The 14,036-nt window shown below is 63.1% G+C and carries 16 protein-coding genes; 7 read left to right on the top strand and 9 right to left on the bottom strand.

The window, feature by feature from the left end:
• Nucleotides 1–8: 8 nt before the first annotated feature.
• Genes MRBLMC3_RS15370 through MRBLMC3_RS15355 form a run of 4 tightly spaced genes read right to left on the bottom strand, consistent with a single transcriptional unit; the run spans nucleotide 9 to nucleotide 4,850 of the window.
• Complete coding sequence (locus MRBLMC3_RS15370) at nucleotides 9–845, bottom strand: HpcH/HpaI aldolase/citrate lyase family protein (RefSeq protein ID WP_363830173.1); 837 nt, start codon at nucleotides 843–845, stop codon at nucleotides 9–11.
• Nucleotides 842–1,294 (bottom strand): MaoC family dehydratase, encoded by a 453-nt coding sequence (locus tag MRBLMC3_RS15365; protein ID WP_363737156.1) that lies wholly within the window; start codon nucleotides 1,292–1,294, stop codon nucleotides 842–844. Before MRBLMC3_RS15365 ends, MRBLMC3_RS15370 begins: the two co-directional genes overlap by 4 nt.
• Nucleotides 1,294–3,252: an acetyl/propionyl/methylcrotonyl-CoA carboxylase subunit alpha gene (locus MRBLMC3_RS15360; protein ID WP_363830171.1), complete on the bottom strand. Its 1,959-nt coding sequence runs from the start codon at nucleotides 3,250–3,252 to the stop codon at nucleotides 1,294–1,296. Before MRBLMC3_RS15360 ends, MRBLMC3_RS15365 begins: the two co-directional genes overlap by 1 nt.
• Nucleotides 3,249–4,850 carry a carboxyl transferase domain-containing protein gene (locus MRBLMC3_RS15355; protein ID WP_363830168.1) on the bottom strand — a complete coding sequence of 534 codons (1,602 nt, stop codon included), beginning with the start codon at nucleotides 4,848–4,850 and terminating at the stop codon, nucleotides 3,249–3,251. The genes MRBLMC3_RS15360 and MRBLMC3_RS15355 overlap by 4 nt, the downstream gene beginning before the upstream one ends.
• A 63-nt stretch (nucleotides 4,851–4,913) precedes the next feature.
• Between MRBLMC3_RS15355 and MRBLMC3_RS15350 the strand changes: the two genes are divergently transcribed.
• On the top strand, nucleotides 4,914–5,252 hold the full coding sequence (locus MRBLMC3_RS15350) for a DMT family protein (protein WP_363830165.1): 339 nt from the start codon (nucleotides 4,914–4,916) through the stop codon (nucleotides 5,250–5,252).
• Nucleotide 5,253: 1 nt separating this feature from the next.
• Here the strand turns inward: MRBLMC3_RS15350 and MRBLMC3_RS15345 are convergent, their stop codons facing one another.
• The gene (locus tag MRBLMC3_RS15345) at nucleotides 5,254–6,399 is read right to left on the bottom strand and encodes an isovaleryl-CoA dehydrogenase (RefSeq protein WP_363830162.1); all 1,146 of its coding nucleotides are present in this window, start codon (nucleotides 6,397–6,399) and stop codon (nucleotides 5,254–5,256) included.
• An 85-nt stretch (nucleotides 6,400–6,484) separates the two neighbouring features.
• Between MRBLMC3_RS15345 and MRBLMC3_RS15340 the strand changes: the two genes are divergently transcribed.
• On the top strand, nucleotides 6,485–7,345 hold the full coding sequence (locus tag MRBLMC3_RS15340; protein WP_363756000.1) for a LysR family transcriptional regulator: 861 nt from the start codon (nucleotides 6,485–6,487) through the stop codon (nucleotides 7,343–7,345).
• Here the strand turns inward: MRBLMC3_RS15340 and MRBLMC3_RS15335 are convergent.
• Nucleotides 7,314–8,132 carry a methyltransferase domain-containing protein gene (locus MRBLMC3_RS15335; RefSeq protein WP_363830160.1) on the bottom strand — a complete coding sequence of 273 codons (819 nt, stop codon included), beginning with the start codon at nucleotides 8,130–8,132 and terminating at the stop codon, nucleotides 7,314–7,316. The two genes, MRBLMC3_RS15340 and MRBLMC3_RS15335, sit on opposite strands and share 32 nt — an antisense overlap.
• 61 nt (nucleotides 8,133–8,193) lie before the next feature.
• Between MRBLMC3_RS15335 and MRBLMC3_RS15330 the strand changes: the two genes are divergently transcribed.
• From MRBLMC3_RS15330 to bfr, 3 genes are all read left to right on the top strand, one after another.
• Complete coding sequence (locus MRBLMC3_RS15330; protein ID WP_363830158.1) at nucleotides 8,194–9,438, top strand: DUF418 domain-containing protein; 1,245 nt, start codon at nucleotides 8,194–8,196, stop codon at nucleotides 9,436–9,438.
• A gap of 54 nt (nucleotides 9,439–9,492) precedes the next feature.
• Entirely contained in the window at nucleotides 9,493–9,663 is a 171-nt protein-coding gene (locus tag MRBLMC3_RS15325; RefSeq protein WP_025547882.1) for a (2Fe-2S)-binding protein, read from the top strand.
• 150 nt (nucleotides 9,664–9,813) lie between these two features.
• Nucleotides 9,814–10,293 carry a bacterioferritin gene (gene bfr, locus MRBLMC3_RS15320; RefSeq protein ID WP_013847267.1) on the top strand — a complete coding sequence of 160 codons (480 nt, stop codon included), beginning with the start codon at nucleotides 9,814–9,816 and terminating at the stop codon, nucleotides 10,291–10,293.
• Between the two features lie 197 nt (nucleotides 10,294–10,490).
• On the opposite strand, the gene MRBLMC3_RS15315 is transcribed toward bfr, so the two are convergent.
• Entirely contained in the window at nucleotides 10,491–10,898 is a 408-nt protein-coding gene (locus MRBLMC3_RS15315; RefSeq protein WP_363737164.1) for a (deoxy)nucleoside triphosphate pyrophosphohydrolase, read from the bottom strand.
• A gap of 77 nt (nucleotides 10,899–10,975) precedes the next feature.
• Between MRBLMC3_RS15315 and MRBLMC3_RS15310 the strand changes: the two genes are divergently transcribed.
• Together MRBLMC3_RS15310 and MRBLMC3_RS15305 are read left to right on the top strand one after the other, a co-directional pair.
• Nucleotides 10,976–11,161 (top strand): Flp family type IVb pilin, encoded by a 186-nt coding sequence (locus MRBLMC3_RS15310; RefSeq protein ID WP_363737165.1) that lies wholly within the window; start codon nucleotides 10,976–10,978, stop codon nucleotides 11,159–11,161.
• A 136-nt stretch (nucleotides 11,162–11,297) separates the two neighbouring features.
• Nucleotides 11,298–11,459 carry a Flp family type IVb pilin gene (locus MRBLMC3_RS15305; RefSeq protein ID WP_363830155.1) on the top strand — a complete coding sequence of 54 codons (162 nt, stop codon included), beginning with the start codon at nucleotides 11,298–11,300 and terminating at the stop codon, nucleotides 11,457–11,459.
• Between the two features lie 67 nt (nucleotides 11,460–11,526).
• Here the strand turns inward: MRBLMC3_RS15305 and MRBLMC3_RS15300 are convergent, their stop codons facing one another.
• Together MRBLMC3_RS15300 and MRBLMC3_RS15295 are read right to left on the bottom strand one after the other, a co-directional pair.
• Nucleotides 11,527–13,005, bottom strand: coding sequence for a M48 family metalloprotease (locus MRBLMC3_RS15300; protein WP_363830152.1), 1,479 nt, complete (start codon nucleotides 13,003–13,005; stop codon nucleotides 11,527–11,529).
• Nucleotides 13,006–13,083: 78 nt separating this feature from the next.
• Nucleotides 13,084–14,028, bottom strand: coding sequence for an acetyl-CoA carboxylase carboxyltransferase subunit alpha (locus MRBLMC3_RS15295; RefSeq protein WP_363830149.1), 945 nt, complete (start codon nucleotides 14,026–14,028; stop codon nucleotides 13,084–13,086).
• Nucleotides 14,029–14,036: the final 8 nt, after the last annotated feature.

Raw genomic sequence — 14,036 nt, 5'->3', positions numbered from 1 at the left:
ACCCTTTCTCATTCTCCCGCGGCCAGCACCCGCTGCGCCTGGATGAGGTGGGGCCGGTCGATCATCCTGCCGTCCAGCTTCAGCACCCCTGCCCCCGGATTGGCGGCAAAGGCATCGATGACGGCCCTTGCCCGCGCGATCTCCGCCTCGCTGGGGGTGAAGCCTTGGTTGATCGCCGCGATCTGCACCGGATGGATCGCCATCATGCCTGTAAAGCCGTCACGCCGCGCGCGCCCGATATAGGCCTTGAGATCGTCCATCGCCTCAATACGGGGAAAGATCGTGTCGATGGCGGGAACACCGGCCGCATGGGCGGCGAACAGCGTCAGGCTGCGCACCATTTCAAAGGGCGCGGTGTAGCGGCCATCCTCCTCCCGAGAGGTCGAGGCGCCGATCGACGCAGGCAGATCCTCCGCCCCCCAGCTCAGCCCCGCCAGCCTGTCGCTCACCTGCCGGAATGTGCCCATTTCGAAAATGGCGGCGGCAGTCTCCGTCGCGATGGGCAGGACCGGCGGCAGGTCGGCGCCCCCCGCCCGCGCGATCAGCGCCCGGATGCTGTCCGCGCCCTCCGCCTTGGGCAGCATGATACCGTCCGGCGATGCCGGCAGCACGGCGTCCAGGTCGTCGCGGCTGTCATCACCATCCAGCGGGTTTATCCGCACGAACGCCAGGCAGTCGCGCGGCGACGCCAGCCACTCGGCCATGGCCGCCCGTCCATAAGCCTTGCGTTCCGGCGCGACCGAATCCTCAAGGTCCAGGATGATCGCATCCGCGCCGCTGGCCGCCGCCTTCGCAAAGCGTTCGGGACGGTCGGCGGGCACGAACAGCAGCGAACGGAGCTTCATGCCGGCCTCTTCTTCAGCAGCGCCATGCGCAGGCATTGGCAGACGATTTCATCCCGCTGGTTATGGAGGCGATGGGTGAAGGTCACGATGCCCGCTTCGGGGCGGGAGCGGCTTTCCTTGAGTTCGGTCACCTCGCTGTCCGCTCTCAAGGTATCGCCGATGAAGACGGGCTTGGGCATGACCAGCCTGTCATAGCCAAGATTGGCGACCAGCGTGCCCAGCGTGGTGTCACCCACGGACAGCCCCACCATCAGCGCGAAGGTGAAGGTGCCGTTGACCAGGATCTGGCCGAATTCGGACGCCCTGGCCGCTTCGGCATCGAGATGCAACGGTTGGGGATTATGGGTCATGGTCGAGAAAAGCAGATTGTCGGTCTCCGTGACGGTGCGCCGGATTTCATGGGTTATCCGATCGCCAACAGTCCATTCGTCATAATAGCGGCCTGCCATTAGCTTTCCTCCCGCTCCACCAGCACCAGCAACGTGCCTTCGCTCACCTGCCCGCCTTCGCTGGCGGCCAGCTCCGCCACCACGCCGTCGAAGGGCGCGACAAGGCTGTGCTCCATCTTCATCGCCTCCAGCGTCACCAGCTTCTGACCCTTGGCGACCCGCTCGCCTTTGGCCACGGCGACGGCGATGATGCGACCCGGCATGGGGGCAAGGATCGCGCCGTCGGATGCGGCGCCTCCAATCACGCCCTCGGTCCGGGAGGGCATGAATCGCCATGTCTTGCCTTGGAAGGTGACGAATATTGCATCGCCATCGTCTTGGATCAGCGGATAGCTGCGCTGGTCATAACCGATCCGGCTATCCCATCGTCCCCTATATTGGGCCATCTGATCGGAAAACCGAACTTCGGCCTGAGGGCTTGCGTTGAGACGCAGTCCTTTGCGACCAGAAGTCTGTGGTGAGAACCGTTCCACAAAGCGTTCGGCAATCAGGTCGAGCATCCATTGAGGCGGATCAACCTCATAAGCCGTGTCATCCATATGCCTTTCAATGAAGCCGGTATCGATCTTGCCGCGTCTAAAGTCAGGCATGACGACCAGCGATCCCAGAAAGGACGCATTAGTCTTCACTGGCCATATCCGGCTGTCCCAACACATTTTGTTAAGGCCGACAAGAGCCTCCTGGCGCGTTTCCGCATGGCAGATGAGCTTGGCGATCATCGGATCGTACCAAGGGGAAATTTCGTCACCCTGCGATACGCCCGTTTCGATCCGCAGGCGCACGTCATAGTCGGTCGACAGTTCCGCAGTTCCCCGCTCATCCCTCCATTGCGTTTGTCTCATGGCGTGTGGGATGGTGAAGCTCTCCAGCTGTCCCGTGCTTGGCAGGAAGCCTTTTGCAGGGTCTTCGGCATAGAGCCGCGCCTCTATGGCGTGACCGTCGATCGACAATTCCTCCTGCCTTTTCGGCAACGGTTCGCCGCTTGCCACGCGCAATTGCCATTCGACCAGATCGACGCCGGTGATCTCCTCCGTCACCGGGTGCTCGACCTGCAAACGCGTGTTCATCTCCATGAACCAGATGCGGTCGGCGCGCAGGCCCCCGCCCTCCCCGGCGCTGGCGTCGGCGATGAACTCGATCGTGCCCGCGCCGACATAGTCCACCGCCTGCGCGGCGCGCACCGCCGCGCCGCAAATCGCCTGGCGGGTTGCCTCGTCCATGCCGGGCGCGGGCGCTTCCTCGATCACCTTCTGGTGGCGGCGCTGGAGCGAACAGTCGCGCTCGAACAGATGGACAATATTGCCATGGCTGTCGCCGAACACCTGCACCTCGATATGGCGCGGCGAGAGGATATATTTCTCGATCAGCACCTGGTCGTTGCCGAAGCTGGAGGCCGCCTCCCGCTGGCAGGAGAGCAGCGCGTCGGCGAAATCCTCCGGCGCGTCCACCCGCCGCATCCCCTTGCCACCGCCGCCTGCCACCGCCTTGATGAGGACGGGGTAGCCGATTGTATCGGCCTCGGCCTTCAGGCGTTCGGGGCTCTGGTCCTCGCCCAGATAGCCGGGGGTGACGGGCACGCCTGCTTCGGCCATCAGCTTCTTTGCGGCGTCCTTCAGGCCCATGGCCGTGATGCTGTCGGGATTGGGGCCGACCCAGATGAGCCCGGCGTCGATCACGGCCTGCGCAAAGGCGGCGTTTTCCGACAGGAAGCCGTAGCCGGGATGGATGGCCTGTGCTCCCGTGGCCTGCGCGGCGGCGATGATGCGGTCGCCGATGAGATAGGACTCGCGGGCCGGGGATGGACCGATATGCACGGCCTCGTCGGCTTCGCGGACGTGGAGAGCCTTCGCGTCTGCATCCGAATAGACCGCGACGGTGCGGATGCCGAGGCGCCGGGCGGTGCGGATGATGCGGCAGGCGATCTCGCCGCGATTGGCTATGAGCAGGGACTGGATCACATGCGGAACACCCCGAAGCGGGGCGCCTTCTCGACGGGTGCGTTGAGCGTGGCGGCAAAGGCGAGGCCAAGCACGTCGCGGGTCTGGGCGGGGTCGATCACGCCATCGTCCCACAGCCGCGCCGTCGCGTGATAGGGATTGCCCTCATCCTCATATTTCTGGCGGATCGGCCCCCTGAAGGCTTCGGCTTCCTCCGGCGTCCATTTCGCGGCGTCGCGGTGGACAGTCGCCAGCACGCTCGCCGCCTGCTCCCCGCCCATCACGGAGATGCGGCTGTTAGGCCAGGTGAAGAGAAAGCGCGGGCTGTAGGCCCGGCCGCACATGCCGTAATTGCCCGCGCCGAAGCTGCCGCCGATCAGCACGGTGATCTTGGGCACGCTGGCGGTCGCGACCGCCGTCACCAGCTTCGCGCCATGTTTGGCGATCCCCTCCGCTTCATATTTGCCGCCGACCATGAAGCCGGAGATATTCTGGAGGAAAAGCAGCGGAATGCGCCGCTGGCAGGCGAGTTCGATGAAATGCGCGCCCTTTTGCGCGCTTTCGCTGAACAGCACGCCGTTATTGGCGAGGATCGCCACCGGCATGCCCCAGATATGGGCGAAACCGCAGACCAGCGTCGCGCCGTAGAGCGATTTGAACTCGTGAAATTCGCTGCCGTCGACGATGCGGGCGATCACCTCCCGCACGTCATAGGGCGCACGGACATCCTGGGGGACAATGCCGTAAAGTTCCTCCGGATCCTGTTTCGGCGGCCTGGCTTCGCGCAGGTTCAGGTCGATCCGCGGCGCCGGTTGCAGGGTCGACACGATGTCCCGCACGATGGTCAGCGCATGCTCGTCATTCTCCGCGACATGATCGACCACGCCTGAGCGGCGGCCGTGCACGTCCGCGCCGCCCAGATCCTCGGCGCTGATGACCTCTCCCGTCGCCGCCTGAACCAGGGGCGGACCGGCGAGGAAGATCGTGCCCTGATTGCGCACGATCACCGTCTCGTCCGACATGGCGGGCACATAGGCGCCCCCCGCCGTGCAGCTTCCCATGACGCAGGCGATCTGGGGGATGCCCCGTGCCGACATTTGCGCCTGATTGTAGAAGATGCGGCCAAAATGCTCCCGGTCGGGGAAGACGTCAGCCTGGTTGGGCAGGTTTGCGCCGCCGCTGTCGACGAGGTAGATGCATGGCAGCCGGTTCTCCATCGCGATTTCCTGCGCGCGGAGATGCTTCTTCACGGTCAGCGGATAATAGGTGCCGCCCTTCACCGTGGCGTCGTTGCAGACGATCATCACCTGTCGCCCCGACACTCGGCCGATGCCCACGATCAGCCCGGCGCCGGGCACTTCGCCATGATACATGCCGTTGGCGGCGAGCTGTCCGATCTCCAGAAACGGGCTGCCCGGATCGAGCAGCCGTTCCACCCGATCGCGGGGAAGCAACTTGCCGCGCGCCACATGCCTAGCCCGTGCGGCCTCGCTTCCACCAAGCGCCGCCTGTGCGACCTTGACGCACAGTTCATCGCGAAGCGCGCGGTTATGCGCCGCATTGTCGCGGAAGGAATCGCTCTCCGTCGAAAGCTTCGTATCAAGGGTCGGCGCGCTCATCCCCTTGCGCTCCCCCGCACGCTGATGCGAGAGGGCAGAGGACTTCCCAAGCCGAGTCCCTCCATGCCGACCATCCTGCTCCTCACCATTTCCAACCTCTTCATGACGACAGCCTGGTATTGGCACCTGAAAGGCGGGATGAACAAACCCCTTTTCATGGTCATCCTGATCAGCTGGGGCATCGCCTTCGTCGAATATTGCTTCGCCGTACCCGCCAACCGGATCGGCTTCGCCCATGGCTGGAGCGCGGGCCAGCTCAAGATCGCGCAGGAAGCCATAGCGCTGCTGGTCTTCGGCGGATTCATGGTGACGGTGCTGGGCGAACCGCTGCACTGGCGCCATTTCGCCGCCTTCCTCTGCATCATGGCGGGGGTTGCCTTCCTGTTCGTGGGCCGCAGCTGAGTCACGCGCCGATCAGTTCGCGGCCGATGAGCATGCGACGGATTTCGTTCGTGCCCGCGCCGATGTCGAGCAACTTGGCGTCGCGCATGTACCGCTCGACCGGCCAGTCCTTGGTATAGCCAGCGCCGCCCAGCGCCTGCACCGCCTCCAGCGACACCTTCATCGCATTTTCGCTGGCCAGCAGGATCGCGCCGGCTGCGTCGAAACGGGTGGTCTTGCCCATGTCGCAGGCCCGCGCCACGGCATAGACATAGGCCCGCGCCGAATTGAGCGCCACATACATGTCCGCCACCTTGGCCTGCATGAGCTGGAAGGTACCGATGGGCTGGCCGAACTGCTTGCGCTCCCGCACATAGGGCAGCACCACGTCGAGGCAGGCCTGCATGATGCCCAGCTGGATGCCGGACAGGACCGCCCGCTCATAATCCAGGCCCGACATCAGCACGCCGACGCCGCCATTGAGCGGGCCCATGATGTTTTCCTCCGGTACTTCGCAATCGTCGAAGACCAGTTCGGCCGTGGGCGATCCGCGCATGCCCATCTTGTCGATCTTCTGCCCGATGGAGAAGCCCTTGAAATCCTTTTCGATCAGGAATGCAGTGATGCCGCGCGATCCATCGCCGGTCTTGGCGTAGACGACGAGCGTATCGGCATGGGTCGCATTGGTGATCCAGAATTTGGTCCCGTTGAGGACGTAGCGGTCGCCACGCTTCTCGGCGCGCAGCTTCATCGAGACGACGTCCGATCCCGCGCCTGCTTCCGACATGGCGAGCGAACCGACATGTTCGCCGGAAATCAGCCTGGGCAGATAGCGGGCCTTCTGTTCCGGCGTGGCCCAGCGGCGGATCTGATTGACGCAGAGATTGGAATGCGCGCCATAGCTGAGGCCGATGGAGGCGGACGCCCGCGCCACCTCTTCCTGCGCGACGACATGTTCCAGATAACCGAGGCCAAGGCCGCCATCAGCCTCCTCCACGGTGATGCCGTGCAGGCCAAGCGCGCCCATTTCGGGCCACAGGTCGCGCGGGAACCAGTCCCTGGCATCGACTTCCGTCGCCAGAGGCGCGATGCGATCGGCAGCAAAACGCGCCGTCGTTTCGCGGATCATTTCCGCATTATCCCCCAGCGCGAAGTCGAAATCAGTCATGGCGGCTCTCCTTGCGGCGCATCCTATCGTTCACCGGCCTTCAGGAAAAATTGAAACGGTGCGGGATAGTGTATAGTTTCTGTCTATGATCGAACGCTATCTGCTGCGCTATTTCCTGGCTGTCGTGGACCAGGGCAATTTTTCTCGCGCCGCCGCGCATTGCCTCGTGTCGCAACCGACGCTGTCGGTGGGCATCGCCAAGCTGGAGCAGGCGGTGGGCGCTGCGCTTTTCCTGCGCAGCAACCAGCGGGTCGAACTGACCATGGCGGGCACCAGGCTGGTAACGCACGCCCGACGGATCGAGCGCGAATTCAACCTGGCGGAGCTCGCGGGAGAAAGCAGCAAGCGGGTGCCCGTGCTACGCATCGGCCTGTTGTCGAGCATTTCAGGGGAACGGATTGCCCATGCCCTGACCGACGGCGCCCTGCCCAGCGATGGCAGGATCGAATTCATTCCGGGCAGTGAGCGCGAATTGCTGGGCCGGCTGGACGCGGAACGGATTGACGTGGCTCTTACCCTGATCAGGCCCGGCGCGGACCGATTTCTGACGCAATCAATCATAGAGGAAGGCTATGCAGTCGCCATGGCCGATGGCCATCCGTTTGCAGGACGGACCGTTGTGGCGGCCGAGGAACTAGCGTCGGAAACGATGATCGTGCGCCGCCATTGCGAGGCGCTCTCCGCCACCAGCCGCTATTTCGTCGATCGCGGCGTCCGCCCGCATTTCGCCCTGCGATCGACCAATGACGAGCGGGTGATGCAGATGGTCGCGGCAGGCCTGGGCATCACCGTCATGCCCGAAAGCTATCGTTGGCCGGGCATGGCACAGGTCACGCTCAGGGACTTTCACGAGCGGCGGAATGTCGGATTTCTCTTTGGCGCGCGGGCCGCGGCACTACAGGGCGCGCCGATGCTCAAGGCGATCGAGGCGTCCTTGAAGGCATAGCAATGCCAGCGGCGGCCGCGCCCGCGCTGCGCGTCACCCGGCCGAACAGCACCTGGTAGACGTCATGGCCGCCGCCTTCGTCAAAGACCGCCATCACGCGCCGGAGATCGCGCGGCGAAAGGGGCCTGCGCCCTTCGTTCGGTACCACCGCCCCGATGCCCTTGAGATGGGCGATCAAGCCCTTCGCGCCATCGCACGGCAGGGCATATTCCTCGTCAAAGGCGAAGGCGTCGTCATAAGCCGCCAGCATCGACCGCAGCCCTTGCAGCGTAGGATAATTCGGGATGGCCGCGCTCAATCCGGCGGCCTGATGCGCGGCGCGCCAGCGGGTGAAACTGCCCTGCCCCATGGTCGAGAAAAGCAGGCTTCCGCCGGGCCGCAGCAGTCCGGCCAGACGCGCAATCGCGCCCTCCAGATCGTCGAACCATTGAAAGGCCAGGCTGGAAAGGATGAGATCGAACCATTCGCCTTCGAAGATCGGCGCTTCCCCATCCATCGCCAGGAATGTGCCCGCGACCAAACCGCCCGTGGCGGCGCGGGCCAGCATGTCGGGCGACAGGTCCGTCACCACGAATTCCGCGCCGGGCCAGCGAGCCTGGATGTCGCGCGTCAGAAAACCCGTGCCGCAACCGATTTCCAATATCCGGCCGGAGCCGTCGCGCCGCTGCCGCTGCGCGAGATCGGCCACGAGCGCCGCGGCCTGCCGCTGCGGTCCGGCGTGATCATCATAATGCTCCGCAGCCGCGCCAAATGCGTCGCTTATTCGTTGCTTGCGGTGGCCGTTCATGGCTAGTCGCAATGACAGAGCCGCACTCCCTTTTCCAGCCTTTCGAGGACCGCACCGACCCATGACCGCCCCCTCCTCCCGGATTCCCGCCATGGACGTTCTGCGTGGCTGCGCGGTCATGGGAATCCTCTGGATGAACATCGCGGCCTTCGCCATGCCCGAACAGGCCTATTTCAGCCCGGCCGCCGCGGGCCGGCTGTCCACAGGCGACATCGCCTTCTGGACGGCCAGCTTCCTGTTGGTCGACGGCAAGATGCGCGCCCTGTTTTCCATGCTGTTCGGCGCGTCAATGCTGCTGCTGATCGACAGGGAGGAAATGGCCGGGCGGAACGGGGCACGCGCGCAGATAATCCGGGCTGGCTGGCTGTTCGTCTTCGGCCTCGCCCATTATCTGCTGCTGTGGTGGGGCGACATATTGATGATCTATGCGCTGGTCGGGCTGGCGGCGCTGCCCTTTGCGCGGCGGGAACCGCTGTCGCTCGTCAAATGGGCCTTTTTCTTCTTCCTGGCACATTTCCTGATCTGCGCGGGCTTCATCGGCACGCTTTACGCCTGGGGCCATGCCGCCGCGACATCCGGCGCGCCCAGCCATGTCAGCGCCGGTTTCGCCAATTTCATCGACTCGTTGTCCAATCCTGCCCATGCGGCGATTCGGAACGAATATGACGTCTATCGCGGCAGCTATGCCGGCATTGTCCTGCATCACGTCGCCCTGTTCGGTGGGCAGTGGCCTACGACCCTGCCGTTCATCGCGTTTGATACGCTGGGGTTCATGCTGCTGGGCATGGCGATGCTGAAGGGCGGCTTCCTGACCGGTCGCTGGGCGGCGGAGCAATATTGGCGAACGGCGCGCCACTGTTTTCTGATCGGGCTGATCCCGATGGCGATGCTCGCGATATGGATCATTTCCAGCCGGTTCGCTCCGCTCACAGCGCTGGGATCGGTACTGGCCTGGTCGTTTCCCTTCCGAATCCCGCTGGCGGTCGGATGGGCGGCGCTGATCCTGTGGCTGTTCACCCGTCACCGCAGCGCAGCCCTGACCGCGAGGATCTCCGCCGTCGGCAGGCTGGCGCTCAGCAACTATCTGGGCAGCAGCCTTGTCATGTGTGCGATCTTCTATGGCTGGGGGCTGGGTCTGTTCGGCCATGTTCCGCACCATATGCTGCCGCTGTTCGTGGTGGGGGCATGGGCGATCATGCTGATCTGGTCGCCGCTCTGGCAACGGCGATTCGCCCTGGGCCCGGCGGAATGGCTATGGCGCAGCCTTGCCCGAGGGCAAACGCAAAAGATTCGCAACAGCGACTGAATTCCTATTGCGACCTATTATCATCTAAGCTATCTCCCTGTTCAGGAGATCTGCATGGTTGTCTGTGTCTGCAATGCCATCCGTGAAAAGGACCTGAAAGAGGTCGCCCGCGAAGGTTGTGCAACTCCCTGCAGCGCCTATGCCCGGCTTGGTCGCCGGCCGAAATGCGGCCAATGCGTGCCCTTCGCCCGTACGATCATCGCGGCCGAACGCGCCTCCATCTGAAGTCATTGCGAATCAAGCGCATCGGAATGACGCGAACTTGACGCAATAGCGCGGCAGAAAATGACGGATTCCCGCGGCTTTCCGGATTAACAAACGGAAGCGAAATGCTTATGATCCAGGCACTTTCCCCTACAGCCGGAGAAGAACGCCATGAAGGGCGACGCCAAGGTCATCGAATATCTCAATGAGGTTCTCAAGAACGAACTTACCGCAATCAACCAATATTTCCTCCATTATCGCATGCTCAATCATTGGGGCATCGAGAAGCTCGCCAAGTTCGAATATGAAGAATCCATCGACGAGATGAAGCATGCCGACAAGCTGGCCGAGCGGATCCTGTTCCTCGACGGCCTGCCCAATTTCCAGTTGCTCGGCCGCCTGAAGATCGGGGAAACGGTGGAGGAAATCCTGAAGGCCGACCTTGAGCTGGAATATGAAGCGCTGCCGGTGCTGAAGGATGCCATCGCCTATTGCGAATCGATCCGCGACTATGTGAGTCGCGACCTGTTCCAGCACATCCTCGAAAGCGAGGAGGAGCATGTCGATACGCTGGAAACCCAGTTCGAAATGATCGATCGCATGGGCATCCAGAACTACATCCAGTTGCAGAGCAAGGCTGCGGAGGAATAAGCACAGCGGGGCCGGCTCCTCCGGAACGCCGGCCCCGCCCATTCCGGGCATGGGTGGACAGCCCGGCCGCGCCTTCGCAAGGAAGGCTCTGGCAGCTAGAGCGGGTTTCGATCTGATTGAATCAGATCGCCGCTCTGGTTTCCTTGTTTTCCGCGATTTCTTGACCAGCGATCGGTTCCGATCGCTTGGAAATCGCTCTAGATCAGGGAATCAAGCAAACCGATCAACGGCAGGTCCGCGGGCGGCATCTCCAGCGCATACATCTGCGCGGGCCTGATCCATTGGAGCGCGGTCGCATGCCGCGCTTCGGCCACGCCCTGCCATTTGCGGCAGACGTAAAGCAGCAGCAGCAGATGGCGATCACCGAGCGGTTCGCTGGCGAAGGTCGCGGGCGCGAGGCAGCTCGCATGGGTGCGGATCCCCAATTCCTCCTCCAGCTCACGGATCAGCGCGGTTTCAGGCGCTTCCCCCGGCTCCACCTTGCCGCCGGGGAACTCCCAGAGATGCGCCATTGGCTTTCCGGGCGGACGTTGCTGCAACAGGACGCGGCCATCAGCGTCGATCAAGGCGGCGGCCACCACCAGCAATGGAGAATTTATCGTCATACTGTTCCCGTTTGAGGGGTTTGTTAACCCTGCCCCTTTTACAAGGGCGTCCGGGCTGTGTGTAAATGGGGTGCGACATGCGGGCATTATTCAAAAATTTCAGCTTCTGGAAGCTGATCTATTGCCAGCGCGGCGCCACGGCGGTGGAGTATGGGCTGATCCTTGCCCTTATCTGTCTGGCTGTCATGGGCGCAGTTTCCAACGTCGCCAACAAGACAATCGGCATGTGGAACAACGTCGCGACGGAGGTCCTGGCGCATTAACCATCTATATCTGACACCTCCTTCGCCCATTAAATCTTTATCAACCCCCTTCTTCTACATCAGTCCAAGCTGACCTTCATCTCAAGCGGGGGCGGCCGGGTAGTTAAACGTGGAATTTAATTCAAGGAGACTTCCAATGCAGTTCATCCGCAAGATGCTGAAGAACGAAAAGGGCGCCACCGCCATCGAATACGGCCTGATCGCCGCTCTCATCGCTGTCGCTGCCATTGGCGCGATGACCAGCCTGGGCGGCAAGCTGACCAACACCTTCAACAAAGTTTCGAACAACATGAACTAAGTTCAGCTTGGTCGATAAAAAAGGGCGGCGGAAGCAATTCCGTCGCCCTTTTTCATTGCGTTCGTCCTTACCAGCTAACGATCTTCACCCGCTGTCCCGGACGCAGGACGCTGTTCGCCGTCAGGGCATTGATCGTCAGGAACCGGTCCAGCGGATAATCCGTATAAGCCATACGCTTTGCCAGGGACTGGACAGTATCCCCTGACTTTACCGTTACAACCTCGACCCGACGCGGCTTGATCGCCGCGGCATCCTGGGCTGAAAGACGCTGCACTGACTGCACCATGCTGGAAAAGGGGCCAATCCCCTGTCCCGCCGCCGTCAGCAGCAGGAAGTGATAGGCCTTCCCGCCGCCGAAATCATAAGCGAAAACGGTCGCATCGACCTGGCTGGACTGGGTGCTGGCGCGGATCGTTCGCCAGGCCGCCGGAAGGCCATTGACCGTAACGCGCCGTACCTCCCCAGCGGGAACGCCGCCGACGCCCCCGCCCAGCTTTGCAAACACCGAATCGATATAGGCGGACAGATCGCCGGAATAAGGGGCGGCGCTGAACTGCGCCTGGCCACCCGATCCCACGACGCTGACGGCACTCGCGCCATTTTCCATGCCGAATCCCGATGGTGCGGTGAAGCTCACCCTCAGATCAGGATGGCGGAAACGGCTGCCCTCGATCACGCCCTGTTTGGGATCATCGCCATAGAGAACGCCATTGAGCGCGTTCAGGAATGCATCACGGTTCCGGACCGTGCTGGTGGACCCGCTGCTGGCTGCATTGCGCGAAGCGCGGCCGACGCGCGAGGCGGGATCCGGATGGGTGCTTGCCCATTCCGGCACCGATCGGGAACTGCCCGCAAACCGGGCGTCCAGGCTGCTTTGCGCGGCGAGCGACGCCAGCATGAATGACAGGGCCCTTGGATCATAACCGCCCGAGGCCAGATAGCGTATGCCCAGGTCGTCCGCCTCATATTCCTGGCTGCGCGAGAATTTGAGCGTCAGCAGCTGGCTGCCTTGCCCAATTCCCTTCTGCAACAGGCCGGTAAACGCCGAATCGCCCAGCAAAGCGCCGGTCAGCACCTGCAACAGGGTGCCGCCAATGGCGTTGCGCTGCGCCGCCTGCTGTCGCCTCTGACCATGCTGGGCCGCGACATGGCCGATCTCATGGCCCAGCACGCCGGCCAGTTCCGCCTCATCGTTCATCAGCGCCATGAGCTGGCGCGTCACATAGACATAGCCGCCGGGAATGGCGAAGGCGTTGTTCACCGGCGAATTGAGCAGGGTGACGGTGAAGTCCCCCTGTGCATTGGACAGGCCGGACTGGACCGCGATGCGTCGTCCCACGCCCTCCACATATTTCGCCTGCGGCCCGGCATAGGCGCCGCCAAATTCGTTGAGAAGCTGCGGATGCTGCTTGGCGCCCGCTTCCTTTTCCTGCGGACTGATCGACGAAACCGTCCGAATCGCGCGCTGCTGCCCTTCCGCCGACGGCGAAGCCGCCAGGACGATCAGGCCCAGCCCGGCGACAGCCAGAGATGATCTTCGTTCCACGGCCTTTCCTGCTCCCCTGTTACCTTCGCGTAACGAGCAATAGCAGGCGGATGTTCCCCGAAACAGAGGATCGCGCGGTCAGACGCCGATGGCCAGAAACTTGTCGGCGCGATCGGTACGCAGCGCGTCGGCGCCAAGACCGGACAGCGAATCCAGCTCCTCCCCGATCGCGGCGCCCAGATTGGCGATCGCCTGCACCGGCTCGCGATGGGCGCCGCCGACTGGTTCCGGCACGATGCGGTCGATGACGCCCAGCGCCTTCAGATGCTGCGCCGTCACCTGCATGGCAGTTGCGGCATCGCTCGCCCTTTCGGCGGTGCGCCAGAGGATGGAGGCGCAGCCTTCGGGCGAGATCACCGAATAGACCGCATGTTCGAACATCAGCACGCGATTGGCAGCCGCCAGCGCCACCGCACCGCCGGAGCCGCCCTCGCCCACCACGGCGGCCACCATCGGCACGCCCATCGCCAGGCATTGCTCCGTCGAACGGGCGATCGCCTCCGCCTGTCCGCGTTCTTCCGCCTGCACGCCGGGGAAAGCGCCCGACGTATCGACCAGCGTCACCACCGGCAGGCCAAAGCGGTCGGCAAGCTGCATCAGGCGGATCGCCTTGCGATAACCCTCGGGCTTCGCCATGCCGAAATTATGGCGGACGCGGCTTGCCGTATCATCGCCCTTCTCATGGCCGATCACCACCACGCGCCGCTCGTCCAGCGTCGCGAAACCACCGATGATCGCCTGATCGTCGGCAAAGGCCCGGTCGCCGGCCAGGGGCATGAAATTGTCGAACATGCCCGCGACATAATCCTTGAAATGCGGACGTTCGGGATGGCGAGCAACCTGCGTCTTCTGCCAGGGCGACAGCCTGGCATAGGTATCGACCAGCATTTTCGATGCGCGCTGCTCCAGCTTGTCGATCTCGCCGCTGATGTCGATGTCGCCTGCATTGGCGCTGGCGCGCAATTCGATGATGCGCGCTTCCAGTTCGGCAATCGGCTTTTCGAATTCGAGAAAACTAACCATGGCGCATG

This window comes from Sphingobium sp. LMC3-1-1.1 (assembly GCF_040676285.1).
Lineage (GTDB): Bacteria > Pseudomonadota > Alphaproteobacteria > Sphingomonadales > Sphingomonadaceae > Sphingobium.
Note: the sequence above shows the minus strand (reverse complement) of the source record. Positions and strands in the feature narration are given on the sequence as shown.

What these genes read in the sequence shown, in the direction of transcription:
- MRBLMC3_RS15370 (WP_363830173.1), bottom strand. Translation starts at nt 845, where the DNA reads ATGAAGCTCCGTTCGCTGCTGTTCGTGCCCGCCGACCGTCCCGAACGC.
- MRBLMC3_RS15365 (WP_363737156.1), bottom strand. Translation starts at nt 1,294, where the DNA reads ATGGCAGGCCGCTATTATGACGAATGGACTGTTGGCGATCGGATAACC.
- MRBLMC3_RS15355 (WP_363830168.1), bottom strand. Translation starts at nt 4,850, where the DNA reads ATGAGCGCGCCGACCCTTGATACGAAGCTTTCGACGGAGAGCGATTCC.
- MRBLMC3_RS15350 (WP_363830165.1), top strand. Translation starts at nt 4,914, where the DNA reads ATGCCGACCATCCTGCTCCTCACCATTTCCAACCTCTTCATGACGACA.
- MRBLMC3_RS15345 (WP_363830162.1), bottom strand. Translation starts at nt 6,399, where the DNA reads ATGACTGATTTCGACTTCGCGCTGGGGGATAATGCGGAAATGATCCGC.
- MRBLMC3_RS15340 (WP_363756000.1), top strand. Translation starts at nt 6,485, where the DNA reads ATGATCGAACGCTATCTGCTGCGCTATTTCCTGGCTGTCGTGGACCAG.
- MRBLMC3_RS15335 (WP_363830160.1), bottom strand. Translation starts at nt 8,132, where the DNA reads ATGAACGGCCACCGCAAGCAACGAATAAGCGACGCATTTGGCGCGGCT.
- MRBLMC3_RS15330 (WP_363830158.1), top strand. Translation starts at nt 8,194, where the DNA reads ATGACCGCCCCCTCCTCCCGGATTCCCGCCATGGACGTTCTGCGTGGC.
- MRBLMC3_RS15325 (WP_025547882.1), top strand. Translation starts at nt 9,493, where the DNA reads ATGGTTGTCTGTGTCTGCAATGCCATCCGTGAAAAGGACCTGAAAGAG.
- bfr (WP_013847267.1), top strand. Translation starts at nt 9,814, where the DNA reads ATGAAGGGCGACGCCAAGGTCATCGAATATCTCAATGAGGTTCTCAAG.
- MRBLMC3_RS15315 (WP_363737164.1), bottom strand. Translation starts at nt 10,898, where the DNA reads ATGACGATAAATTCTCCATTGCTGGTGGTGGCCGCCGCCTTGATCGAC.
- MRBLMC3_RS15310 (WP_363737165.1), top strand. Translation starts at nt 10,976, where the DNA reads ATGCGGGCATTATTCAAAAATTTCAGCTTCTGGAAGCTGATCTATTGC.
- MRBLMC3_RS15305 (WP_363830155.1), top strand. Translation starts at nt 11,298, where the DNA reads ATGCAGTTCATCCGCAAGATGCTGAAGAACGAAAAGGGCGCCACCGCC.
- MRBLMC3_RS15295 (WP_363830149.1), bottom strand. Translation starts at nt 14,028, where the DNA reads ATGGTTAGTTTTCTCGAATTCGAAAAGCCGATTGCCGAACTGGAAGCG.